We start from the raw sequence: 22,555 nt of genomic DNA, 5'->3' as shown, positions 1-22,555 counted from the left end.
TTTCTCCTAGTTGTGCGCAACAGACTGGTGGATGCTGATGATGTCAGACAGCAGCGCAAACGCTGTTTCCATGCGCCCGGCCCCCGGCCCCGAAACCGTCACTGCGCCGAGCAGATCGGTGCTGAACGACACGGCATTGGTGGCGCCGGAAATACCGGCCAGCGGGTGATCGTGTGTCAACAGACGCGGTTCGACACTCGCACTGATCGAACCATCGGCATGCCGCGTGGCTGCGCCGATAAGCTTCCAGCGTGCCCCGTCCTGCCGGGCTTTTTCGATATCGCCAAGGTCAAGTGAGGAAATACCGCTGCACCTGACATCGCTGACGTTCAGCTTGGCGTCCAGCAGTTCATTGGCCAGGATCACTACTTTGAGGCGCACGTCATGCCCCTCGACATCCGCCGTCGGATCAGCTTCGGCGTACCCCAACTGCTGAGCTTTACTGACCGCTTCGGCAAACCCCAAGCCACCTTCCATACAGGTAAGAACGAAGTTGGACGTGCCGTTGAGTATCCCCTCGAAGCCGACAATCGAACTGCCTGCCAGCGACTGCTTGGCGACGCGAATAACCGGCGTGCCACTCATCACCGAACCTTCGTATTCAAAGGCGACGTTATTGCGTCGGGCCAGTGCTTTCAGCTCGGCACCGTGCAAGGCAATAGGTCCCTTGTTAGTGGTGACTACGTGTTTGCCGCGCTCCAGCGCCCAACGGCAGAACGAGGTGGCCGGCTCGCCGTCCACCGGATTGGTGAAGGTGGCTTCGACAATGATGTCCGCGCCGCAATCCTTGATCACCGCTTCGTTCAGGGCCTCAGCTGCGCCACCCGGCAGCTGCGCGAATGCACCTTTGACTGCCGGCAGCGCAGCCAGCAACGCGGCATCCAGCCCTTCTCGGTCAATCACCGAACCGAGAAACAGGTCGGTCACGCCAACGACTTTCAGGGTAAAACCCAGTTCGGATTTCCAGTTTTCGTTTCGTTCGGCAATCAGCTGAGCCAATGCCCGGTTCACACCGCCGAAGCCGACCAGCGCCAGTTTGTATTCAGTCATTTTTTTTATGCCCTTGATCCGGGTGATGGGTTGTTGGGCTCTAGGTTAGGGGCGCGGCCAGGGCAGTGAAATAGGTCAATTTGCTCTATTTTATGAGCGTTTTGACCAGTGTCCGGGTAAAGCGTCAGGCATAAAAAAAGCCAACACTGGTTGGCTTTTGCAGAGCGATAAAGGAGCTAGACGACGGACGACAGCACGAATGAGGTCACGGTATTTTCCACCCCGGGCAATGCGCAGATTTCATTCCAGACCTTATGCACCCGCTCCGGACTGGCAGCGCCGACCCGCAGCATCAGATCGAACTCGCCACTCATCACATCGCACTGAATGACTTCCGGTATTGCCCGCAGGGCCTGCAGCACTTCCGCGCCGCGCATCCGGTCGTAGCGGTAGACGAAAATCACCGCATTGATGCTCGAGGAAGCATGTCGCCCCTCCCCCGTGCGTACCGTATAACCCTGTATGGCCCCGTCGCGCTCAAGCCGTTCTATACGCTGGCGCACGGCATTGCGCGACAGGTTGACCTTCGCCGCCAGCTCGGCGTGGGCAGCCCGGGCATTGAGCCGCAGTTCCGCGATGATGTGTTCATCGAGAGGGTCCAGAATTCGCTTCACATGGCCTCCTGTTGCCGCGCCTTCACAGTGCGCCAAGCAGCTGATGGATGGTGTCGAGGTCGTCCGGTTGAATCCGGTAAAGCTGCGCCGCCCCTTGCGCCGCAACCTGACGGTGTTGCGCGGGTGTGCTGACCCCCAGCTCGCCGAGCAGCACCGCCGATTTGGCCGGCGAGATTTCCCCGAGGGTAACCATCGGCGCCACCAGGCTTCGGCGGTACAACCGGGCCGCGAGGACACCGGTGGCGGTATGCGGGTCGATGACGTAACCGGTGTCACGATATAGCGAGGTAATTTCCGTCAGTGTCTCCTCATCACTGACCGCGTAAGAGTCGATGATCATCCGTGCCTGCAACCAGAACTCGTTGGCGATGGTCATCTCGCCGCTGGATTCGAACGCTGCCATCAGCGCACTCACGGCCTGATCGTCATGCCCGTAGAGCTCCCAGAGAAAACGTTCCAGGTTAGAAAAGATCGACAGGTCCATTGCCGGCGACAAGGTCTTGTTGGCTCGCAACCTGGAGTAGTGGTTCTTCAGAAACAACTGATGCAACGCGTCATTCTGGTTGGTCGCGACGATTATCTGAGTGATCGGCAAGCCCATTTTCTGCGCGATGTAACCGGCATAGACCTCGGCAAAACTCGCGGCTGGTACGCTGAAACCGATCGGACGCTGACCGCCCCCCAGTTGCAGCACGGCGTGGAAATAAAACACCAGTTGCGCCAACACACTGACCCAGTTGCTGGAGTTGAAACTGATCGCCTCGTGTTGCGTGTACGGCCACTGAAGGAAAAGCCGGGTGACGATGACCTGGCACTCGTCGAAGCTGCCATTCACTGCGAACTGATGAACCTTGGGATGCGCCACTGCTTGCAGATGCTGGAGTTGGTCTTGCGGTACACCTTTCTCCGGGTAAAACACCACCACGTCCGTTTCGTCGCAATGCTTGAATGCCTCTATGGCCGCCAGCCCGGTATCGCCGTTGGTGGCACCGAGCACCACCGCGCGACGCCCGCGTTTGCGCAGAAAGTATTGCACCAGCCGTGCCTGCAACTGGGCGGCAAAATCCTTCGAGGAGCGAGTCGGCCCATGGAACAGCTCCAACACCCATTCGTTGCGATCGACCTGATGCAAAGGTGCCAGGGACCGATGGCTGAATTGGCTGCCAGCCTCCTTGAGCATGCATTTGAGGTCTGCCTCGGAGATCGTCTCGCCAACAAACGGGCTGATCACCCGATAGGCCAATTCGTCGTAGGGCAAGGTCGACCAGTTGGCAATGTCCTGTGGTTCGAACAGCGGCAGTTCGAGCGGCACGAACAACCCGCCGTCCTCGGCAATACCAGACAACACGACCCTTTCGAAATTGACCTGAACAGCCGAATTTCGGGTACTCACATAACGCATGGTTGGCTCCGGTCATTCATTTAAAACGATGTGCCTGCTCGACCAGCCAGGTGGAAAACTTGACCGCGTCGGGGTGCTGGTCGGCCCCGGAACCGCGTACGAGGTAAAAAGACTCGCTGGCCTCGATGCGCTGGTCGAAGGGCTCGACCAGTCGTCCGTCCTGAAGCATCTCTTCAACCATCGAGGACCGAGCCAGGGCAATCCCCTGTCCCAACTCGGCCATGCGCAAGGTGGAAATCAGTGTGTCGAACTGCATGCCGGTCGACGAAGCGACGGTGTCCGCACCGACCATGTTCAACCAGTAACCCCAACCCTCTTCGTAACCCAGGACATGCAACAACGGAAGGTTCGCCACGTCCGCTGGCACCATCAGCGGCGAGCTCGCCATCAGGGCGGGCGAGCAGACCGGAAACAAGGTGTCCCAAGTCAGACGCTGCGACACCAAACCGGGCCATTGACCATGGCCCCAGCGGATTTCCATGTCGTCCTCACCATCCAGTTCCTTGACCCAGATGTTGCTGATGTAGCGGATGTCGACCTGTGGATGGGCCTGGCGAAAACCCACCAGCTTGGGCGCCAGCCAGTGCACGAAAAACGCCAGACTGCCGCGTACCTTGATCGGTCGGCGTTTGTGCTGACCAAAAATCTCGTTGGTCCCCACTGCCAGCCGAGTGATTGCATCCTGCACGACTGGCAGATAGGCCTGACCTTCTTCGGTCAGTCCCAGGCCGCGGGGCAAGCGCTTGAACAGCGCTACACCCAGATGACTTTCCAATTGGCGGATTTGCTGACTGACTGCACCCTGAGTCAGAAACAGTTCATCGGCAGCGTGAGTGAAGTTCAGGCAACGGGCGGACACCTCGAATGCCCGCAACCAGTTCAATGGGGGTAGCGTCTTTTGCTTCATGGTCTGAACCTCATTGACGCCCCCTCCACCGAGCCTTTTGCCCACCCCGTCGCAGACGGCTAGAACGCATCGGACGGTTGTGCCAAGGGGGCAACCGACAAGCGTCGCTCGCGGCTTTTGCGGGTAATGTAATACACGAAATAGCACCAGGCGATGAATGGCAAACCGAAGTACAGAGCCACCCGCTGTTCAGGGTCGAAAGCAATCCCGACACACGCCAGGCTGCAGCAGACCAGCGCTCCCAACGGCACCCACGGATAACCCCGGACGCGGAACTTAAGGTCGCGGACATCGCCGCCATTGGCCACATAGTGACGGCGGAAAGCTATCTGGCTCGCAGCGATGCTCATCCACACCACCACCACTGCCAGCCCGGAGATCGACACCAGTGCGAGGTAGACGGTGTCGGCGGCAAATACGCTACTGAGCAAGGAGGCGCCGCCGCCGACCATGCTCAACACGATGGCATTCAACGGCGTCCCCATGCGGGTCAGGTAAGAGAACTGCTTTGGCAGGTGGCCTTGGTCGCTCAAGGTCCAGAGCATCCGCGAAGCGGCGTACAACCCGGAGTTGGCTGCAGACAAAAGCGCAGTGATGATCACGAAGTTCATGATGTCGGCGGAGTAAGGAATGCCGATGTAGGTGAACACGGTGACGAAAGGACTCTCTACCAAACCGGCCTGCTCGCGGGGCAACAGGGTCGCCAGTACGAAAATGGTACCGACGAAAAAGATCGCCAGACGCAGCACGGTGGTCCGAATGGCCCTCGGCACATTGCGCTGAGGGTCCTTTGTTTCACCGGCGGCGATACCGATCAACTCGGTTCCGGAGAAGGCAAAGGACACCGCCAACAGGGTCATGGCAATCGACATGAAACCAGTGGGAAACAAGCCCTCGCGGGTGAAGTTACCCAGGCCGATGCTGTGGGCCTGATCGATATTCAACAGGCCGAGAATCGCCCCGCCGCCGATCATAAGGAACACTACCACCGTCACTACTTTGATCAAGGACAGCCAGAACTCAGTCTCGGCGAACAAACGCACCGAGATCACATTGGTCAGGAACACCACGCCAGCGAACAGCGCACTCCAGATCCACACCGGCGTGTCCGGAAACCAGCGCGTCATTAGAATACCGGCGGCGGTGAATTCCGAGCCGATGGCCACGGTCCACGTCAGCCAATACAGCCAGGCCACGGTGTAGCCGGTACCCGGCCCGAGAAAGCACGTGGCGTAGGTGCTGAACGAACCGGTTTCCGGCATCTGTACCGCCAATTCGCCCAGGCACATCATGACCATGTAAACCATGAGTGCGCCGATGATGTAAGCAATGACCGCACCCAACGGACCGGCCTGGTTCACGGTGTACCCGGACGTGAGAAACAGCCCGGTACCAATGACGCCGCCTAATGCCAACATGACAATATGGCGCGTCTGCATTTCCTGTTTAAAACCGGCACGCGTAGTGAGTTGTTGTTCTTTTATGGACATGGTTCTTCTCATGAAAGTTGTTAGGGCGCGCATTAACATCTGCGATCAGTTACTGGACAGAGTCAAAACAGGTCGCCACTAAGTTTTATTATTATTCCACTTCATGAACACCTCACTAACGACCTTGTCGTGAGGTACTAACGTTAAAACTTCAGCTTGCTGCCTCGATGCACGTTTTGTTATTCGAGTTCTCTGTGTTTGTCTGTGCCAGCTCATTGCGCGAACACCTGACAAAAGCGAACGCCTGCTTCAAATCGTCGAGCAGATCGTCAGTGTCTTCAATGCCGACCGATACCCGCACCAGTCCTTCGGAGATACCCAGAGCGAGTCGCTCCTCCAGCGTATTCTCGACATGGCTGGTGGTCCGGGCCGGGCCGTAAATGGTTTCCACCGCGCCCAGATTACCCGCGCAGTGGGCGAATCGCAGACGTGGCAAAAGCACCTTGACCGTGTCCATCCCACCGACCAGAACAAAACTGACGATGGCACCGAAACCGGACATTTGTGCGCACGCCACAGCGTGATTCGGGTGGCTGGTCAAGCCGGGGTAATTCACCGACTCCACCAACGGTTCGGTGCAGAGGAACTCCGCCAGGGCACGGGCACTGTATTGCTGCTGACGCATGCGCAGCACCAGCGTTTTCATGCCACGGATGATCATGTAGGCCGAGAACGGGTCGAGCGTCGCCCCGTTGATTTCCCGGTAATGACGAACCTTGGCCATCAAGGATTCGTTGCCGCACACCAGACCGCCGAGCACATCGCCATGACCGCTGAGGAACTTGGTCGCGCTGTGGATGACCACGTCCACCCCTAACGCCAGGGGGTTCTGATTCAGTGGCGTGGCAAAGGTGTTATCCGCCACCACCACAGCACCGACGCGCTTGGCCGCAGCCACCAGACGTTGGATATCGAGTATTTTCAGCGTCGGGTTAGTCGGTGTTTCCAGGTACACCAACTGGCAGCCTTTGGCGATTTCACGCTCGATCTCCTCATGATCGAACGTCTCGCACAAGGTCACCTCAACGCCCGTGCGCGGCAGGAATTCTTCGAAAATCTTGTTGGTGCCACCATAGCTGTCTTTGGTTGACACCACTCGATCGCCATTGGCCAGAAAAGTGAAAAGTACACTGCTGATCGCCGCCATGCCGCTGCTGAAGGCCACGGCGGACTCGGCCATTTCCAATTCGCGAATTTTTGCTTCGAGAGTCTCGACCGTCGGGTTGCTCATGCGACTGTAGATAAAGCCCGGCGTCTTGCCCAACGCAACGTCGTACCAGACGTCGATGTCGTCGTAACCGTAAGCGGCGCTGACTACGATCGGTGTTTGAGTGGCGTTGTAGGGGTGCCTGACTTGCTCCCCGCCCCAGACCGCTCGGGTCCCCGCTCCGGCGTTATCAAGCCCTGCGTTGTCAGGTTTATTGTTCATTAAAACTACTCGCACTGAGGGTGGTGAGTGTTGAGTCATTCACCAGATCTGGCGGCCAATATATTGAAAAGCGGTGCGCCCGAGAAACGATGTTATCGGTGCCAAAGGGCCGCTTTTTTTAATGGCTGAACGTTTAAACGATGACGCAGAATTTTTAGCGCCTGGTTGGTCGGTCTTTGTCGACCGCGATCCGGACATTGAAATGGGGAGTTTCTATATTGCCGGGGCAGTCCGAACACCCTTAAGCAGCCATTTTAGGAACCAAATAGAACATTAATGGAGGTCAATAAACATCAAAATATAAGACATCGCCTCAGCCATCTTTATACGAAAAACCCCTGATTATATCCGCCGGTATGACGCCTTCAAAACCCAGCTTGACCTGGTCGAGCTAGTAGACGTACGCGGGCCTTGATGGCTTCAATTAAAGCGCGTGGCAACCCGCGATACTTACCTGGTGCTGACAAGAACCTGGACAATCTCGCCAGCCCGAAAAGCGGTTTAATGCAGAGGTGAAAACGCCGCCGGAAGGTACACCGTCGAATGCATTTCGCGCAGCTGTGGCGCGGAGTTCTCCGGAGGCCAGACGCCGTCGCGCACGGCGCGGGTGCGTACGTCCAGGCGTTGTTCGAGCGAGTCGTAGGGCCAGATGTGCAGGTAGCGCGGCAACTGACCGTCGGTGGCGTAGAAGGCTGCATAGACCGGGGAGTAGTGCGCGCCGGTTCGCGGCCCTACGGCTTTTTCCCAGCCCTTGAGCGTGGGGGCCAACCCCGATGGCACGAGGTCGTATACGCGAAGTTCGTAGAACGGCCCGTGGCGCCCGGCAGGCAGCGGCTGGATAAAGGGAAACAAGGTGTAGTTTTCCACGCGCATGTCCGTCAGATACGCCTCGATGCCAAACGCGTCGGCATACAACAGATAACGTTCGCGCTCAGCCTGGCGAGACGCCTCGTCGGCAAAACCACGCAACACCGCGATTTGATTCAGCGGGCCGATTTCCGACGCCCAGCAGCCGATCAGTTTCACGGCGGCGTCATCGACGGCCAGGCGTTGCTCCAGACAAGCCATGGCAGTGGCGACAGTGCGCACACGCACGGTGAACGTGATCAATTCGTACAGCTTCATGACAACCTCGATTCAGGACCCGACAAATGCGTGGATGACTTGCATCCACCACGAAAAAACCGACGCCGCCATAACGGCGCGCCGGTTGTGTAACCAGGTCGTGAAGCTGTCGCGATCACACGTCAGCTCCGCGCTCAGAACGTTGCCACGCCACCGTTGAACACCGGTGACAGCCCCATCAACTCAAGCTTGCGGGTGAACTCACCCAGCCTCTGCAGTTTGTAGGCCTCCAGGTCAACGTCCTGGTAATCATAAAAACCCTGACCTTCACGCAGCCCGTTGCGTCCTTGCGCCATGTTCTCGGCAATGACATTGGGTGGCAGGAAACGCGGATCGATGGCTTCAGCCAGGTAATGGGAGGCATAGAACAGAATGTCGCCGCCGCCCCAGTCGATAAACTCAAGCATCCCCAGCACGGAGAAACGCAGACCGAAACCGACGCGAATCGCGGTGTCGATGTCCTCGGCACTGGCCACGCCCTCCTCGACCATTCGCGCCGCTTCATTCATCGCCAATGCCTGGATTCTCGGCACGATGTAACCAGCCGCCGGGGAGCATTGCACCGGCACTTTGCCAATTCGCTTGAGCAATGCCATCAGGCGTTGCACCACCTGCGGGCAGGTGTCCTTGCTGCGGCTGACTTCGACCAGCGGCATCAGGAACGCCGGGTTCAGCCAATGGGCATTGACGAAGCGTTGCGGGTGCGTAACCAGTGCCGCCAACTGCGTCACCAGAAAAGTCGACGTCGTCGATGCAATCACTGTTTCATCGCCACATGCCGCACTCAGCCAAGCGAACGTCAGGGCCTTGAGTTCAAGCACTTCAGGCACCGCTTCAAACACGACGGCGGCGCTGTGCAAATCGTCGCCACTGCCCTCGCGATCACTCAAGCGTACATGGCTCATCACCTGTTCGACTTGTGTCGGATCGAGTGATCCCAGACGTGCAAGCGTCGCCAGTTCGCCGCGCAAGTGGCCCTCGATCTGGCGGAAGTAGCGGTCCTGCGCCACGGGCTCGCGTTGCTTGATATCGATCAGGGTCACCGGCAGTCCAGCGAACATGAACGCCAAGGCAATGCCCTCGCCCATGCGCCCCGCGCCGACGATACAGATGCGTTGCGGATCGGCGCTCATGCTTGCAATCCCTGGTTCAGGCACTGCGCCATTTCGCTGCGGCTCAGTTGATCCAGCCCGAGGTTTTCCAGGGTTCGACCCTCGGCGTACAGGTCGATGCCACTGACCACCGTGGCCAGGCTCAACAGGCCCTGGGCGACCGGCGTCGGCACGCCAGCCCAGCGCCCCACCGACACCAGAAACGACAAGCCCAGTCGTGTGTCTTCAAGCATGTAGCGGTGCTTTTGCAAGTCGATGTCTTCACGCCAATCGCCGCTATCGGTCAGCTTGCCGTGAGCGCCGCGACCGTACATCCATTCATCGCCGTCGGTGGCGTAATGATCGGCCAGCGGGAAATGCGGTGCGCCATAGCCCAGTACTTCACGAACGGCGATACGCTCGGCGTCGAGGGCATTGGTCACGCGACGAATCGAAGGCACGGTCCCTTCGTTGTGGATGTCCCACGTCTCGAAATGCTCAAGTGGACCCGCGTTCATCAGGATCAACGGCGGATGAATGATCGGCCCGGCGTTCATCAGCGCGCCGCTGAGTGCATCTTCGATCGGTTCGACGCTGGGGTAAGCCTCGCGCAATACGGCGAACGCCGACTCGCTCAAACGACTCGGAAAAACCCCGGTCGGCAGACGGGTCGCGTAGCCGCTGATCACCACCTGGTTATCGCCATGCTTGCGTGCCAGATAGGGCAAGGTGCCGGTCTCCGCAAACGCTACCTCGCTGTGATTGCCCGCCTTCGCCATTGCCTGGGCGAACACCAGGCTGCCGAACGTCCCCGGCGGCAGGAACACCACTTGCCCGTCGCGCAACAAGGGCGCCAGTTCATTGGCAAGGGCTTGGTGGGAGGTCGACGGCAAGGCAATCACCAACAACTGAGCATCGGCCACGGCCTGTGTCAGATCGGCCGTCAAGGTCAAGGCATCCCCGATCTGCCCCAGGCTCAAGCGTCGTTCGCCACGAAAGTCGCGCACAAGCAGATGGCCCAGGCCTTGCAGTTTTTCCAGCGCGGCACTGTCTCGGCGCCACAACCGCACCGAATGGCCTTTCTCCGCCAACTCTATCGCTGCCGCGTAGCAACCGTGACCACCGCCGATAACACTGATATTCATGAAAGCACTCCTGTAGAAGAGCCTCGATCCTAGCAACGGCCCCGGCGAGCCACTGCCCGAAACGCGCAAGCGTCATTCCGATTCTGCAACGCAATAAACGGGTCGAATGCGACCACAATCAGTGTGGGAGCAGGCTCACGCCCACAAATGCTCAGGCGCGTCGTCGCTCGAACACGCTGTCGCCGTCAAGGTGGTTCAGGTGGGTGCAGCCCATCAGGTTCATGGTCCGCGCCAGTTCTTCCGTCAAGACGTCCAGCGCCCGGCCAGCACCCTCTTCGCCTGCCACCGCCACACCGTAAAGGGTGGAGCGCCCCAGCAGCACGGCATTGGCCCCGAGCGCGAGCGCTTTGACGATGTCACTGCCACGCCGGATCCCGCCATCCAGCAGCAGGCTGAGCTTGCCTTTCGCCTGAGGCGCAATGGCCGCCAACGCGTCAAGGCTGCAGAGGGCACCATCCAGTTGGCGGCCGCCGTGATTGGACACCACCACACCGTCGAGCCCGAGGGCGATGGCTCGTTCCACATCGGCCGGATGCAACACGCCCTTGAGCAACAACCGCTCGCCCCATTGATCACGCAGACGCGCCAGCATGTCCCAGTCGAGCAAGGTGTCCATCTGCTTGCCGATAAACGCCATTGACCCCAAGGGATTGCGCTCGCTCGGCGGCAAGTAAGGTTCAAGGTTGCCCATACCTGGCAGCCCCGATGGCCACATCACTTGCTTGAGCCAACGCGGGTGGCGGACCACGTCAAATTTGTTACGCAATGACAGCTGTCGCGGCCTGGCGAAACTGCGTCGGTCCCACTCGCGATTGCCTAGCACCATCGCATCACAGGTCAACACCAGAGTCCGGCAACCGACAGCGGCGGCGCGCTGTAACAGGCTTTTTTGCACCGCCGGATCGCGCATGGCGTACAGCTGGAACCACAGGTCGACGCCAGGCGCCGCCGCGACGAGGTCTTCAAGTGAAGTGTTGGACGCGGTGCTCAGGCTGAATGGCAAACCACGTGCCGTCGCAGCCCTGGCCAAGTGAATGTCGGCATCGCGGTGCAACAGACCGTTGTAGCCCGTCGGCCCGATCAGCATCGGCATTGGCAGCACCTTGCCGAACAACGCGCGAGACGTGTCGGGCGCATGGCAAGGCACCATGGCTCTGGCGTGCAGGCCATAAGCACTGAACGCGTCGAGATTATCCTTGAGCGTCAGTTCGGCTTCCGCACCACCGCTGAGGTATTCCCAGACGAAGTAAGGCACGCGTCGCCGGGCCATGTCGGCCAGTTCGGCAATGCTGTGCACACGATTCAAGTCGGAACCGGTATAGAAACGACGCATAGGTCATCCTCGTAGGGCGGATAAAAACCGCTGCGAAAAAAAGCCCGGAAGGAACGATCCGGGCGATGGAAAACCAGTGTTGACAAGCCTTTGCCCGATGCGCGGGCAGCCCGGAAGCCGCGAACGGCTCCCGGAGGATTTCAGAACTTCCAGGTGTAGGTGGTGATCAGGCGGTTCTCCTGATAGTCCGCACCCGAGGCACTGCCATTGCCATAACGCGTCTTGACGTCAATGCGGCGCCATTCGAAACCCACATCTTTGAGCGGACCGCTTTGCACCACATAGCCAAGTACGATGTTGCGTTCGCTTTCGACGTTTTGGTCGAGGGCATTGTTGCCCCGGTCGACACCGGTGCCGCGCATGTAACGCGTCATCAATTTCAGACCCGGCAAACCAATACCCGCGAAGTTGTAGTCATAACGCAATTGCCAGGAGCTTTCGTTCGGCTTGACGAACGCCACGGTCGACCAGTTCACCAGGTAAGGCTGCGGTGCATAGCCGTTGAGCGTCGGGAATGTCGACTCGCCAAGCATGCGCTGATAGCCGACACCGAACGCATGGGCCCCCTTCTTCAGGGTCGTCATGATCCCGTAGGACTTGTTATCGATGTCGCCGTATAACGCCTTGCCATCCTCGCTGTTATTGAAGTAACGGAGGTCGGTCTTCACGCCGTAACCGGCCCCCAGATCATGGTTATAGGTCAAGCCCAAGTAGTGTTGTTTGTAGATGTCCTCCAGCTGGCCGAAGAAGTAAGTACCGGACAAGTTCGGCGTAAACGCATACGTGGCGCCCCCAAAGTTTAAACCGTCACTGCGACGTTTAATGTTGGGCCCATTGAACAAGTACATCTTCTCGGTATTGGAAGACTCCCGGGAACTGATTTCGGTAAAACGGCCACCGGTCAGTGTCAGGTTATCCACTTCTTTCGATTCGAGCTGCACACCGTGATAGGTGGTGATTAATTGCCGCGAGTCGTCGATGTACGCCACCGGCAACGTCGGGCGAAGTTCACCTACCTTGAGTTCGGTTTTGTTGTAACGAACCTTCCCGGTCAGCGCCGCTCGGCCGTAGTCGCGGACCTGTTCACCTTTGCTGGTGTCGTACGGAATGATACTGTCCGGACCACGGCCACCGCCGCCATCCAGGCGATAGGCGTACTGCGCCGAGAGGTCCAGGCCAAACTGCAGCGTGCCTTCGGTGTAACCCGAGATCGCGCGAAAATCGAAGCCTTGGGTCCAACTGCCGATCCGCGATTGCGGCGCGTCATGCTGTTTGAAATCGCGGTCGATGTAGAAGTTGCGCATCCCCAGACTGACTTGGCTGTCGTCTACGAAATCGGCCTGCGCAACGATCGGCGTGAAGATCCCCATTACGGCCGCGGTGGTGATGCCACGGTTTACCCAGCTCTTCTGGAACATCAAACTTTCCTTCTTTTTTACATGCACACAGGCACGACTAGTGGAAGCAGATCAATTCAGCAAAAGTGCAACTTTGGCAGTCAATCCGCAGTATTGTTTTTATAACCACTTACTGCAAAAAAGTCGTAACGCAGCCGTTCGCCAGAACAGCGAAAACCGCTTTATAGTTATTTTAAACACTCAACGATCAGGAAAAGTCTTATCGTTTTTTTGGGCAAGCCCACATCAGGAAGTTGCTTTAGAGGCATCCCCCAAACGGTGGTAGGCACGATTGAAATACACCAGGCCTTCCTGGCTGTCGCCATTACGAATACCCAGCACCTCGCAATAGAAAATCGTGTGCGATCCCACTTCATGAGCCTGGGCGATACGGCAGTCGAAACTGACCAGTGACTCATCAAGCAGCGGCGCACCGCTTTCCAGCGTGCTCCAGGATGCGCAGGAAAAACGCTGTTCGGTATCGAGGTTGCGGTTGGAAAAAGCCCCCGACACCTCCTGATGACCAGGGGTCAGCACGTTGACGCTCAGCACACCGTTGCTCTTGAAATGCACGTTGGAAAACGACGAGCGATTCATGCACACCAACAGCGTCGGTGGCTGGTCGGTCACGCTGCATACTGCCGAAGCGGTAAACCCGAAACGCCCCGCAGGACCATCGGTGGTGATGACCGAAACCGCGCCACCAAGCATTGCCATTGAGTTACGAAATCCAGTTGTATCGACCATGGTCTTACCCTCCGGTCTATCAGATATCCAGCACCAGCTTCTTGGACTTGGCCCGGGAACAGCACACCAGAATCTGGTCATTGGCAGATTTTTCGTCATCCGTGAGATACACGTCGCGATGATCCGGTTCGCCTTCGATGACGTCGCACAAGCACGTACCGCAAACGCCTTGCTCACACGACACTTCAATCTTGATGCCCACGGCAGTCAGCGCATCGACGATGCTCTGGCCTTCGGCAACCTGTACGGTCTTGCCGCTGCGCTGAGCGACCACTTCGAAACCGGCACCCGACGCGTCGACTTCGACCTGGAAGTATTCGCGGTGCACATGATCGTCGGCGTACCCCGCCTCCAGGGCCTGGGCAATGACCCAGTCCATGAAACCGGCCGGCCCGCAGACATACACGTGTACGCCGGCTTGTGGCGTGCCCAGCACTGTTGGCAGGTCGAGTTTCTGTTCGGCGGCTTCGTCGTCAAAGTGGGTGTTCAACCGCGACGCAAACGCAGCGTTACCCAGTTCCTCGAGAAAGGCGCTGCGGCTGCGCGAACGACCGCAATAATGCAGTTCGAAATCGCTGTCGCGGGCATTCAGCGCGTAGGCCATGGCCACCATCGGGGTGATGCCGATACCGCCGCCGATCAGGATCGAACGCCTGGCATCGCTGGCCAGCGGAAAGTGATTGCGCGGCAGGCTGATCTCGATTTCGCGACCTTCCTGCAGCAGTTCATGCACCGCCACCGAACCGCCACGCGAGGCGGGATCCTTGAGTACGCCCAAGCGATAGGCACCTGCGTTGGCCGGATCACCGCACAGCGAATACTGGCGGACCAGACCGGTCTTGAGGTGGATATCGACATGCGCGCCCGCTTCGAAGGCGGGCAAAGGCTGTCCCGCAGGATCACTCAGATCCAGTACGACAACACCTTCGCCCTGTTCTTCGCGCTTGCGCACGACGACTTTCAATAATTGATCGCTCATACAGGACCATCCCGATTTCGTTGTAAGGGGGCACATCTGGGCACCCCCGACTGCTTTTTCAAACCGTGTAACCGTGGACTCAGCGCATGAAGATCCCGCCGTTCACGTCCCAGGTCGCCCCGGTGGTGAAGTAGGCGTCTTCGCTGGCCAGTTGCACGATCAGCTTACCGATGAACGCGGCGTTGCCCAATTGCTTGACCGGGATCGCCTCGATCAGTTTTTCCAGGCGCTCGGGCGGCACGGCGGCGCGCACCGCCGGCGACTCGATAGGGCCCGGGGCGATGGCGTTGACCGTGACACCGGACGCCGCCAGCTCCTTGGCGAAAATCTTGGTCAAGGTAATGATGGCGCCCTTGGACGCGGCGTAATGCGCGCCGGTCGCGGTGCCGCCGTTCTGCCCGGCCAGGGAGGCCATGTTAATGATCCTCCCGTACCCCCGGGCCGCCAGATAGCTGCCGAACACTTGGCAGCCGACAAAAGTGCCGCGCTGATTGACGCTCACAACACGGTCGAACTCTTCCGGACTGATCTGCATCACCGGTGTGGTCATGGTCATCGCGGCGTTGTTCACCACCACCTGCAATTCACCCCAATGCGCCACGACGGCCGCCAGCGCGTCTTCGAAATCAGCCTTGCTCGACACATCGAGCTTGAGCGCCAGGACCCGCTCGCCTGTGGCATCGAGTTCAGTGGCGGTGGCCTGTGCCGATTCCAGCGAACGATCACTGATCACGACCCGATAGCCGGCGTTCAGCAATTGTTCCGCAATGCTTTTGCCCAGCCCCTGGGCCGCGCCGGTGACCAATGCAACCTGTGTCATGGCAACGTCCTCAGAGGATGTAGCCGATACCGGCGAGGGTATCGGTGGAGTTGATCAGCTGAATCAACTTGCGCTGAATCTTGAAACTGTCACCGCTGCGCACCAGTTCAAACGTGACATCGGCGGTGTACTGCTTGAGCACATCCTTGCGAAACTCACGCAGGTTCTGTGCACAGCGCACGGTGACAATTCCGTCTTCATCCGACAGCACGCGAAAGCGCGACTGACTGCGCACGGTGCGCGCTCGCGGGGTGGTCGAAATCGATTCGCCGCTGGTCAATCGGGTGACACGCAACTGACGCATGTGGTGGTCGTCGTAGGCGTAGTTCAGGGTGTTCTCGAAGTCGGTTTCCAGCGGATCGATCGGGATGATGTAGGTCGCGTTCTCGGTCCACAGATCAAGCCATTCGGCAAAATCGCCATGGTCGAGCATGTCCGCTTCCTGCCAGATGAAAGCGCAGACTTGGTTGAGCAATTGCAGGTTGTTCATGGTGTTCTCCGTCACTCAGGCCGACATCATCTTTTTCCACTGCTGGTAACCAGCGCGCATGCCGGTCTCGGCGCTCACATCGCTCACCCGCCCGTCTTCGGATTCCTTTTCCCCCGGCAAGCCGCGGTTGAGCATGATCCACAGATCGGTGCCGGCACTGGCGCCGCGCTGTACGCGCTCCCAGGCCTCGGAATCGTCCGGAGTACCAAAACCCATCGGCCCCTGGAAGTGCTCATGCAGGCGCAGGCGATAACGGTTGGCCACGGCCGGGCCACCGTCCATGGTGATGACGGCGTGATGGATTTCGGTTTCGTTCACCGCGATCGGTTGCAGCACCCGGAAGAACGCCATGGAACAGGCGATGTTCGGGAACAGGTTGAGGTTGAAGCCCGAACCGCCGACCGCACGCACGATGCGACGGACCGATGCTTCGTCCTGGCCTTCGGCGCGCAACTGCGCGGCCAGCTCTTCGAAACGCTCAGGGATCGGCAAGTCGAGGTTGGCTTCCAGGTCGACCAGGTCAGGAATCATCACCATCACGCTGTGTCCGTTGCCGAGGTCTTCGACATAGCCCGGCCCTTCGACGAAGTCGAACAGCTCCAGGGTCTGCTCATCCACGGACGACAGGAACGACTTGTGTACCAGCGGGAAGTGGTAGGCGTCGGTGGTGTTTTCCAGCTGGATCTTCCAGTTGCCAGGGAAGCGGAAGCGGTGCTCGCCGCCCACTTTGACCGGATAGCCGGCGCCCTGCTTCATGAACAGATCGATCCACTTCCTGGCCGGGCCGAGGAAATCGGCGAGGGGCTCAATGTCATCCTTGAAGGTGGCGAAGATCATGCCGTTGTATTGCTCGACACGCAGGCTGACCAAAGGCAGTTCGCCCTTGTCGAGGCAATCGGCGTAGCTTTCCGGGTGCGGCACACCGCGCAAGCTACCGTCCAGGGCGTAGCTCCAGCCGTGATAAGGGCAGACAAAACTGTTGGTCTTGCCCTTCTTGTGTTCGCACACCGTTGCGCCACGATGGCGGCAGCGGTTGAGCAACACATGCACTTCTTTCTTGCGGTCGCGCACGACGATCACCGGCTGCTTGCCGATATAAGTGCTCTTGTAGCTGCCGGACTCCGGGATCTCGCTGGCGTGAGCGACCCAGATCCAGGTGCTGTAGAAAATCTTGTCCAGCTCCTGATCGAAGATCTTGCCGTCGGTGTACAGCGACGTGTGAACGCGGTCATGCAGGACCAGGTCGGAAGGACTGGCGTCGAGCGTTACGGTGCTTATCAGGTTACTCACGATCACTCCTCGTCGGCATTGTTCGCCGACTCTAAGAATTCTGGGTGGTACTTTCAGGACTGGCCGGACTTGCCGGGTACGGGCAGGTGCGCGGCGCTGTTCCAGGTGTCTACCGGTCGGCTGAACAGGTTCTCGGTCTGAAAATGCGCCATGCGCCACTGCCCTTGTTCCTGGGCGAACCGCACGGTCAGGCGGGCGCTGTTGAGGTGCGAGGCACCCGAGGCAAAAGTCGAGGTCTGCAACATCACCCAACTGGCATCTGCGGTCTCTCCGCTGACCCGGATCAGTTCCGAGGTCAGGAAGTGCACGTTCAGCGAAAAGTGCGCCGGTTCGACCATGTAGGTTGCGAACATCGCTTTGATCGCTTCTCGCCCGTGGTAACCGCCGAAGCTGTTCTGGTACTTGGCACCCTTGCCTTCCCAGACCGCTTGCTCGGTGAACAACCCGGCCAGTTCCTCGAGCGGGGAATCCACGCCCAGCTCGTCGCACAAAAACATGTAGCGATTCATGCAGACGCGGATCGCGTTCTCGCTTTCCAGCTGCTCGAGCCGCTGTTCCAGTGCGCGCAAATGCTCTTGTGATGACATGGCGACTTCTCTCGACTCAGCGCTGGATGATCAGTTCGCGACCGGTACGCGCCTCGACCTTGCAATACTTCCAGAGTTTGTAAGGGCCATTGCCGACATCCGTGGTGCGAAACAGATTGCAGGCGGCGTGGACGGTTTCGATGTCGGGTACATCGGCCAACAAGTAAGTGGTCCAGGGCCAGCCGGCAGACGGGCCGACCATGCTTTGATCGTCGTCCATGTTGCCCAGCACGGTGACACCTGGCAGGTCGGCGATGCCGTTCCACATGGCGCCGAACGCGGCCCAGACTTCCAATGCTTCAGGACGTGGGGCATCGAAAAAGTTTTGGTTGATGCCGATGCAGAACAGGACTCGCAGGGCTTTTTTATCGGTCATGGGGTTCACCAATCAGTAGGAAAAAATTACAGGTAGCCAGGCAGCGGCTTATTGCCGAAGAAGATCGCGCCGGCGTTCTGGTAGGTCATATCGCCCATGAAGGCGTGCTGGGTAATGACTTGGGTGTCGTTGACGAAACGCGACAGAGGACTGGTGCGGTACACCCCGCTCATGCCCGACAGCATTTGCGCGGTGCGCGCGACATCGGCCGCGACGCGCGTGGCGTGAGTCGAGGACAAGCGCAGCATATTGGTCTGCTCGACGCTCACCGGGTCGCCGGCCAGAACGCTGGCCCAGGCATCGTCGATGGACTGGTAGAACCACGAACGTGCAGCGCGCAGCGACGCTTCGGCCTTGGCCATCTCGACCTGGGCCAGCGGCCGGTCGGACAACGATGGAGCACCGGTCACGGAGATTCGGCCACTGGCCATGCCGCTCAACTCATCCAGTGCCGCGCGGGCAACGCCCAGCCCGACCACTGACAACACCTGCGTGGCGAACGACAGTGACGGATAGCGGAAGAACGGCTCGTCAAGATTCGATGGACCGCCGCGTACGAAGGTCCACTCCTCCGGCACCACCACGCCTTCGACGACGACGTCATGGCTGCCGGTGCCGACCAGGCCGACGACGTTCCAGGTTTCCTCGATCCGGACCTTTTCCCGAGGCATCACCGCCAGTCGTGGCAGGCCAAGCATCTCGCCGTTTTTCGGGCTGATACCCACGCCGATGAGCGATGCGCCCATGCAACCGCTGGAAAACTTCCAGCGCCCGTTGACCTCCAGGCCACCTTCAACAAAGGACGCAGGCTGCGGAGGGAAGATCCCGCCGGCGAACACCACGTCAGGCGAGTCGGCATAGATTTTCTTGATGGTTTCCAGTGGCAGCGCCGCCAGGTAAACCGGGCTCATGCCGAAGCTGGCGACCCAACCGGCGGAGCCATCAGCGATGGAAATATCTTCCACCATCTGGCAAAACTCGGCCGGCGAACGCTCGTCGCCGCCGAAGCGTTTTGGCACCAGAGCCCGATAGACACCGAGCTTGCGGAACTGCTCGATAACGTCCTGCGAGATGAATTTTTGTTGGTCGAATTCTTCGTTTCGAGCACGCGTACGAATCTCGACCAGCAGTTTCTGAAACGCTTCATTCGCCGTGATCGGCACGCAGCGCTGGTGATTCAGCTCGCTTGGCGCAGTCATGGGTTTCTCCATAGTAAGCATCACGATTACTCTTCCAGGCGCCGGACCAATTCGCGGGCGACTGCGCACAGCAGTTCGTCCGCGCCGTGGGCGGCAATGAGTTGAAGGCCAACCGGTAGTCCCGAGGCGCTTTCCAGAGGAATGCTCAGAGCCGGATGACCGGAAAGGTTGAAAGCGCGCACCAGGGATGTCATGCCCAGGGCGGCGCGAGTGTCGGCCGCATCGGCGACCCGCAAGGGGAAGTCGGGCATGGTCGGCATGGCCAGAATCGGGGTGATGGCCAAGGCTGCGTCCACTTCTGCGATAAACGCGCGACGAATGATTTCGGCTTCTTCAACGGACTCGGCCGAGGTCAGACTGGCGGCGCGCAGACGGTCGGCGACATCGCTGCCAACCCGACCGGTTTGCAGAAGATGACCACACGCAGCCCAGGTTTCGGCGTTGATGATCACCATGCCGGCGCCATACGCGGCGGCCATGCCAGGCAGCGTTTGCTCAAGCAGCTTGAAGTGCGAACGACCCAGCGCCTGGTTCACCACCGAATGGATCTGTTCGTTGGCCTCTACCGCGACAACGCCGATAGCAAGATGCTCAGGCACCGGGACCGAAGTGAACGTGGGATCAATGACGCGCATCGCTTCAATCAAGCGATCGATATCCAGTGCCAGAGGACCTACGCAATCGAGGGTACTGTGCGCAGGCATCACACCCTGACGGCTGACACGGCCGAAGGTTGGCTTGAGACCAAATACACCACAGCACGCCGCTGGAATCCGCACCGAACCGCCGGTATCGGTGCCGAGCGCGAAGTCGCAAAGACCTGCGGCCACCGCAGCGGCCGAACCACTGGAAGAGCCACCCGGTATATAGCCCGGGTAACGCGGATTAGACGCCGTGCCAGTCCATGCGTTGAGGCCGGTGGTGCCGAATGCCAATTCATGCAGGCTGGTTTTACCGGTGATCCGGCAACCCGCATCCAGAACAGACTGAACCACGTGGGCATGTTCGCCGGCCGCCGGCGCATCGGCCAGGGCGCTGCTTGAAGCGCGGGTCGGATAGCCGGCGATATCGATGGTGTCTTTCACCATGACCGAAAGGCCATTCCCTCCCAAGGCTAAATCCTCAACAACGATCGACATGCTCTTTACCTGCTCGTTATGTGTCACCAGAACGGATGACCTCGGCACCATGGCCGGGGAAAACGCTAAATCTAAAATCGTAATATTTACGTGAAATGTCAATTGAATTTTACCAAATAAAAGAGTGTGTATTTTCGGTGCAGATTTTCCATTTTCGCACCAGCGACGTGCAGTTTGGTAACACTGCTGCCAAAACAAAAAATTCCGGATATTTGATATTTTTTCGTTATAAAACAATGTGTTACTAGATTAAATAGAACAAAAAGCAACGAAACATTTAGAAAAATGTTGAGCGGGTGCCTCTCTGGAAAGGCAAACAGGAAAAAATAAATCAGCTCAAAAAAAAGCAGCCAAAAACAGCATAAAAAACCACTATTTTTTGAATTTTTAACCTAGTGTTTTTTGGCCATTTGAGGGCTTCCTTGATCCAGATCAAAGCCTTGTTTGATATGGCGTGCTGCGGGTTTTTCCCACCCGTCAAATGCCCCTCTGGAGGTCCTTCGGATCACCTTGGCCGGACCGCCTCGAAGCGTTCGCATCAGGCATCGCAGTAACGGCTTTCTGCCATGCACCGAAAAATTTCTGGCATGCAATCTGCTTTTGCCCTCTTCGCCTTCGACCGATCGCTCATGGTCGAGCGGCGCCCTGATGGCTCGGTAACAGACCAGGGGTGCCGCCGCAGTTCGATAACTAAAACAGGGCCGTACCTTGGGCCGTACTCGCACCACGTCGTGGTCGGGGCGGCTGGCCATTAGCCTTTTGCAGCGTTGCAACTCTTCGGAGAAAGTCATGCTTTTCAGAAAAGCCGTGTCCACGTTGTTGTTGAGTGCCGCCTGCGCCGCCGCTGCGCAGGCGGATGTGAAAGTCGGTGTCATTACCTCCTCCACCGGGCCGATCGCACTGGTCGGGCTACCACAGAAAAACACCGTGCCGTTGCTGCCGACCCAGGCCGGCGACCAGGTGGTGAAGTACATTTCTCTGGATGATGCGAGCGACCCGACCGCTACGGTGAAGGCGCTGAAGAAGCTGATCGACGAAGAAAATGTCGATGCCATCATCGGCCCGAGCGGCTCGCCCAACGCCATGGGCGTGATCCAGTTTGTCGCCGAGGCAGGCGTGCCATTGCTGGCACCGGTCGGCACCGCTGCAGTGGTGCTACCGATGACCGAGCAGAAGAAATGGGTATTCAAGACCACGCAGAACGATGACCTGATCGCCAAGGCGCTGTTCGAACACATGGCCAAGAAAGGCGTGAAGACCCTCGGCTTCATCGGCACCGGCGACCCTTATGGCGAGAACTGGGCCAAGGTCATGGCCGGTCTGGCAGCGCAGCAGAACATCAAGGTCGTGGCCAACGAGCGCTTCCAGCGCCAGGACACCTCGGTCACCGGGCAGAGCCTGAAAATTCTCGCCACCCGCCCCGATGCGGTGCTGGTCGCAGCACCGGGCAGCTCGGCGGTGATGCCGCAGACCACCCTGTTCGATCAAGGCTATCGCGGCCAGGTCTACCAGACCCACGGCGCGGCGCTGCAAGACTTTCTCAAGCTGGGCGGCAAGAAGGTCGAGGGCACCATTCTGGCGGCCAGCCTGATGCTGGTACTGGATGAAATCCCGGACAGCCATCCTTCGAAGAAAATCGCCAGCGACTACACCACCGCCTACGAAAAACTTAACGGTAGCAAGCCGGCGACCTTCGGCGGGAACACCTTCGATGCCGGTCTGCTGCTGCAGCAGGCGATCCCGATTGCAGCCAAAAAAGCGGCACCGGGCACGCCTGAATTTCGTTCGGCCCTGCGTGATGCGCTTGAGCAAAGCCACGAACTGGCCGGCACCCAAGGCGTTTACAACATGACGCCGCAGGACCACAGCGGCTTCGACGAGCGCGGGCGCGAATTGATCGTGGTGAAGAACGGCAACTGGATGTTGTTGCACGACAACTGATCGA

The 22,555-nt window shown here is 58.9% G+C and carries 21 protein-coding genes; 1 reads left to right on the top strand and 20 read right to left on the bottom strand.

Annotated elements, in window-relative coordinates; translation table 11 throughout:
* Positions 1-6: 6 nt before the first annotated feature.
* The 20 genes from ACI77H_RS17760 to ACI77H_RS17665 all read right to left on the bottom strand — a co-directional run bounded on the left by ACI77H_RS17760 (position 7) and on the right by ACI77H_RS17665 (position 20,610).
* Positions 7-1,050 carry a homoserine dehydrogenase gene (locus ACI77H_RS17760; protein WP_407013038.1) on the bottom strand — a complete coding sequence of 348 codons (1,044 nt, stop codon included), beginning with the start codon at positions 1,048-1,050 and terminating at the stop codon, positions 7-9.
* 176 nt (positions 1,051-1,226) lie between these two features.
* The gene (locus tag ACI77H_RS17755; RefSeq protein ID WP_407013037.1) at positions 1,227-1,664 is read right to left on the bottom strand and encodes an Lrp/AsnC family transcriptional regulator; all 438 of its coding nucleotides are present in this window, start codon (positions 1,662-1,664) and stop codon (positions 1,227-1,229) included.
* A gap of 22 nt (positions 1,665-1,686) precedes the next feature.
* A complete protein-coding gene (gene thrC, locus ACI77H_RS17750; RefSeq protein ID WP_407013036.1) occupies positions 1,687-3,066 on the bottom strand; it encodes a threonine synthase in 1,380 nt (459 codons plus the stop codon).
* A 16-nt stretch (positions 3,067-3,082) separates the two neighbouring features.
* The gene (locus tag ACI77H_RS17745) at positions 3,083-3,973 is read right to left on the bottom strand and encodes a LysR substrate-binding domain-containing protein (protein WP_407013035.1); all 891 of its coding nucleotides are present in this window, start codon (positions 3,971-3,973) and stop codon (positions 3,083-3,085) included.
* Between the two features lie 59 nt (positions 3,974-4,032).
* The gene (locus ACI77H_RS17740) at positions 4,033-5,463 is read right to left on the bottom strand and encodes an amino acid permease (RefSeq protein ID WP_407013034.1); all 1,431 of its coding nucleotides are present in this window, start codon (positions 5,461-5,463) and stop codon (positions 4,033-4,035) included.
* Between the two features lie 151 nt (positions 5,464-5,614).
* Positions 5,615-6,892 carry a cystathionine gamma-synthase family protein gene (locus ACI77H_RS17735; protein ID WP_407013033.1) on the bottom strand — a complete coding sequence of 426 codons (1,278 nt, stop codon included), beginning with the start codon at positions 6,890-6,892 and terminating at the stop codon, positions 5,615-5,617.
* 501 nt (positions 6,893-7,393) lie between these two features.
* Positions 7,394-8,017: an NIPSNAP family protein gene (locus tag ACI77H_RS17730; RefSeq protein WP_407013032.1), complete on the bottom strand. Its 624-nt coding sequence runs from the start codon at positions 8,015-8,017 to the stop codon at positions 7,394-7,396.
* 134 nt (positions 8,018-8,151) lie between these two features.
* A complete protein-coding gene (locus ACI77H_RS17725; protein ID WP_407013031.1) occupies positions 8,152-9,150 on the bottom strand; it encodes a 3-hydroxybutyryl-CoA dehydrogenase in 999 nt (332 codons plus the stop codon).
* Positions 9,147-10,253 carry an NAD/NADP octopine/nopaline dehydrogenase family protein gene (locus ACI77H_RS17720; RefSeq protein WP_407013030.1) on the bottom strand — a complete coding sequence of 369 codons (1,107 nt, stop codon included), beginning with the start codon at positions 10,251-10,253 and terminating at the stop codon, positions 9,147-9,149. The genes ACI77H_RS17725 and ACI77H_RS17720 overlap by 4 nt, the downstream gene beginning before the upstream one ends.
* 151 nt (positions 10,254-10,404) lie before the next feature.
* Positions 10,405-11,586: an alpha-hydroxy acid oxidase gene (locus tag ACI77H_RS17715; protein ID WP_407013029.1), complete on the bottom strand. Its 1,182-nt coding sequence runs from the start codon at positions 11,584-11,586 to the stop codon at positions 10,405-10,407.
* 140 nt (positions 11,587-11,726) lie between these two features.
* Complete coding sequence (locus ACI77H_RS17710) at positions 11,727-13,004, bottom strand: OprD family porin (protein ID WP_407013028.1); 1,278 nt, start codon at positions 13,002-13,004, stop codon at positions 11,727-11,729.
* A 225-nt stretch (positions 13,005-13,229) separates the two neighbouring features.
* Positions 13,230-13,730, bottom strand: a complete 501-nt coding sequence (locus tag ACI77H_RS17705; RefSeq protein WP_150632634.1) for a flavin reductase — start codon at positions 13,728-13,730, stop codon at positions 13,230-13,232.
* A 19-nt stretch (positions 13,731-13,749) separates the two neighbouring features.
* The gene (locus ACI77H_RS17700; protein WP_150632635.1) at positions 13,750-14,709 is read right to left on the bottom strand and encodes a PDR/VanB family oxidoreductase; all 960 of its coding nucleotides are present in this window, start codon (positions 14,707-14,709) and stop codon (positions 13,750-13,752) included.
* A 79-nt stretch (positions 14,710-14,788) separates the two neighbouring features.
* Positions 14,789-15,529 (bottom strand): SDR family NAD(P)-dependent oxidoreductase, encoded by a 741-nt coding sequence (locus ACI77H_RS17695; RefSeq protein ID WP_150639518.1) that lies wholly within the window; start codon positions 15,527-15,529, stop codon positions 14,789-14,791.
* Positions 15,530-15,539: 10 nt separating this feature from the next.
* On the bottom strand, positions 15,540-16,019 hold the full coding sequence (locus ACI77H_RS17690; RefSeq protein WP_407013027.1) for an aromatic-ring-hydroxylating dioxygenase subunit beta: 480 nt from the start codon (positions 16,017-16,019) through the stop codon (positions 15,540-15,542).
* A 15-nt stretch (positions 16,020-16,034) separates the two neighbouring features.
* Positions 16,035-17,309, bottom strand: a complete 1,275-nt coding sequence (locus ACI77H_RS17685; RefSeq protein WP_407013026.1) for a Rieske 2Fe-2S domain-containing protein — start codon at positions 17,307-17,309, stop codon at positions 16,035-16,037.
* Between the two features lie 53 nt (positions 17,310-17,362).
* A complete protein-coding gene (locus ACI77H_RS17680; RefSeq protein ID WP_407013025.1) occupies positions 17,363-17,896 on the bottom strand; it encodes a nuclear transport factor 2 family protein in 534 nt (177 codons plus the stop codon).
* A 16-nt stretch (positions 17,897-17,912) separates the two neighbouring features.
* Entirely contained in the window at positions 17,913-18,272 is a 360-nt protein-coding gene (locus ACI77H_RS17675) for an IacB protein (RefSeq protein WP_084317862.1), read from the bottom strand.
* A 26-nt stretch (positions 18,273-18,298) separates the two neighbouring features.
* Entirely contained in the window at positions 18,299-19,471 is a 1,173-nt protein-coding gene (locus ACI77H_RS17670; RefSeq protein WP_407013024.1) for an acyl-CoA dehydrogenase family protein, read from the bottom strand.
* A 26-nt stretch (positions 19,472-19,497) separates the two neighbouring features.
* On the bottom strand, positions 19,498-20,610 hold the full coding sequence (locus ACI77H_RS17665) for an amidase (RefSeq protein ID WP_407013023.1): 1,113 nt from the start codon (positions 20,608-20,610) through the stop codon (positions 19,498-19,500).
* Positions 20,611-21,399: 789 nt separating this feature from the next.
* Between ACI77H_RS17665 and ACI77H_RS17660 the strand changes: the two genes are divergently transcribed.
* Entirely contained in the window at positions 21,400-22,551 is a 1,152-nt protein-coding gene (locus ACI77H_RS17660; RefSeq protein ID WP_407013022.1) for an ABC transporter substrate-binding protein, read from the top strand.
* Positions 22,552-22,555: the final 4 nt, after the last annotated feature.

The organism is Pseudomonas sp. O230, from assembly GCF_045447035.1.
Classification (GTDB): domain Bacteria; phylum Pseudomonadota; class Gammaproteobacteria; order Pseudomonadales; family Pseudomonadaceae; genus Aquipseudomonas.
Note: the sequence above shows the minus strand (reverse complement) of the source record. Positions and strands in the feature narration are given on the sequence as shown.

Excerpts from the sequence above, each read along its gene's own strand:
- ACI77H_RS17760 (WP_407013038.1), bottom strand. The coding sequence starts at position 1,050 with ATGACTGAATACAAACTGGCGCTGGTCGGCTTCGGCGGTGTGAACCGG.
- thrC (WP_407013036.1), bottom strand. The coding sequence starts at position 3,066 with ATGCGTTATGTGAGTACCCGAAATTCGGCTGTTCAGGTCAATTTCGAA.
- ACI77H_RS17745 (WP_407013035.1), bottom strand. The coding sequence starts at position 3,973 with ATGAAGCAAAAGACGCTACCCCCATTGAACTGGTTGCGGGCATTCGAG.
- ACI77H_RS17740 (WP_407013034.1), bottom strand. The coding sequence starts at position 5,463 with ATGTCCATAAAAGAACAACAACTCACTACGCGTGCCGGTTTTAAACAG.
- ACI77H_RS17735 (WP_407013033.1), bottom strand. The coding sequence starts at position 6,892 with ATGAACAATAAACCTGACAACGCAGGGCTTGATAACGCCGGAGCGGGG.
- ACI77H_RS17730 (WP_407013032.1), bottom strand. The coding sequence starts at position 8,017 with ATGAAGCTGTACGAATTGATCACGTTCACCGTGCGTGTGCGCACTGTC.
- ACI77H_RS17725 (WP_407013031.1), bottom strand. The coding sequence starts at position 9,150 with ATGAGCGCCGATCCGCAACGCATCTGTATCGTCGGCGCGGGGCGCATG.
- ACI77H_RS17720 (WP_407013030.1), bottom strand. The coding sequence starts at position 10,253 with ATGAATATCAGTGTTATCGGCGGTGGTCACGGTTGCTACGCGGCAGCG.
- ACI77H_RS17715 (WP_407013029.1), bottom strand. The coding sequence starts at position 11,586 with ATGCGTCGTTTCTATACCGGTTCCGACTTGAATCGTGTGCACAGCATT.
- ACI77H_RS17710 (WP_407013028.1), bottom strand. The coding sequence starts at position 13,004 with ATGTTCCAGAAGAGCTGGGTAAACCGTGGCATCACCACCGCGGCCGTA.
- ACI77H_RS17705 (WP_150632634.1), bottom strand. The coding sequence starts at position 13,730 with ATGGTCGATACAACTGGATTTCGTAACTCAATGGCAATGCTTGGTGGC.
- ACI77H_RS17700 (WP_150632635.1), bottom strand. The coding sequence starts at position 14,709 with ATGAGCGATCAATTATTGAAAGTCGTCGTGCGCAAGCGCGAAGAACAG.
- ACI77H_RS17695 (WP_150639518.1), bottom strand. The coding sequence starts at position 15,529 with ATGACACAGGTTGCATTGGTCACCGGCGCGGCCCAGGGGCTGGGCAAA.
- ACI77H_RS17690 (WP_407013027.1), bottom strand. The coding sequence starts at position 16,019 with ATGAACAACCTGCAATTGCTCAACCAAGTCTGCGCTTTCATCTGGCAG.
- ACI77H_RS17680 (WP_407013025.1), bottom strand. The coding sequence starts at position 17,896 with ATGTCATCACAAGAGCATTTGCGCGCACTGGAACAGCGGCTCGAGCAG.
- ACI77H_RS17675 (WP_084317862.1), bottom strand. The coding sequence starts at position 18,272 with ATGACCGATAAAAAAGCCCTGCGAGTCCTGTTCTGCATCGGCATCAAC.
- ACI77H_RS17670 (WP_407013024.1), bottom strand. The coding sequence starts at position 19,471 with ATGACTGCGCCAAGCGAGCTGAATCACCAGCGCTGCGTGCCGATCACG.
- ACI77H_RS17665 (WP_407013023.1), bottom strand. The coding sequence starts at position 20,610 with ATGTCGATCGTTGTTGAGGATTTAGCCTTGGGAGGGAATGGCCTTTCG.
- ACI77H_RS17660 (WP_407013022.1), top strand. The coding sequence starts at position 21,400 with ATGCTTTTCAGAAAAGCCGTGTCCACGTTGTTGTTGAGTGCCGCCTGC.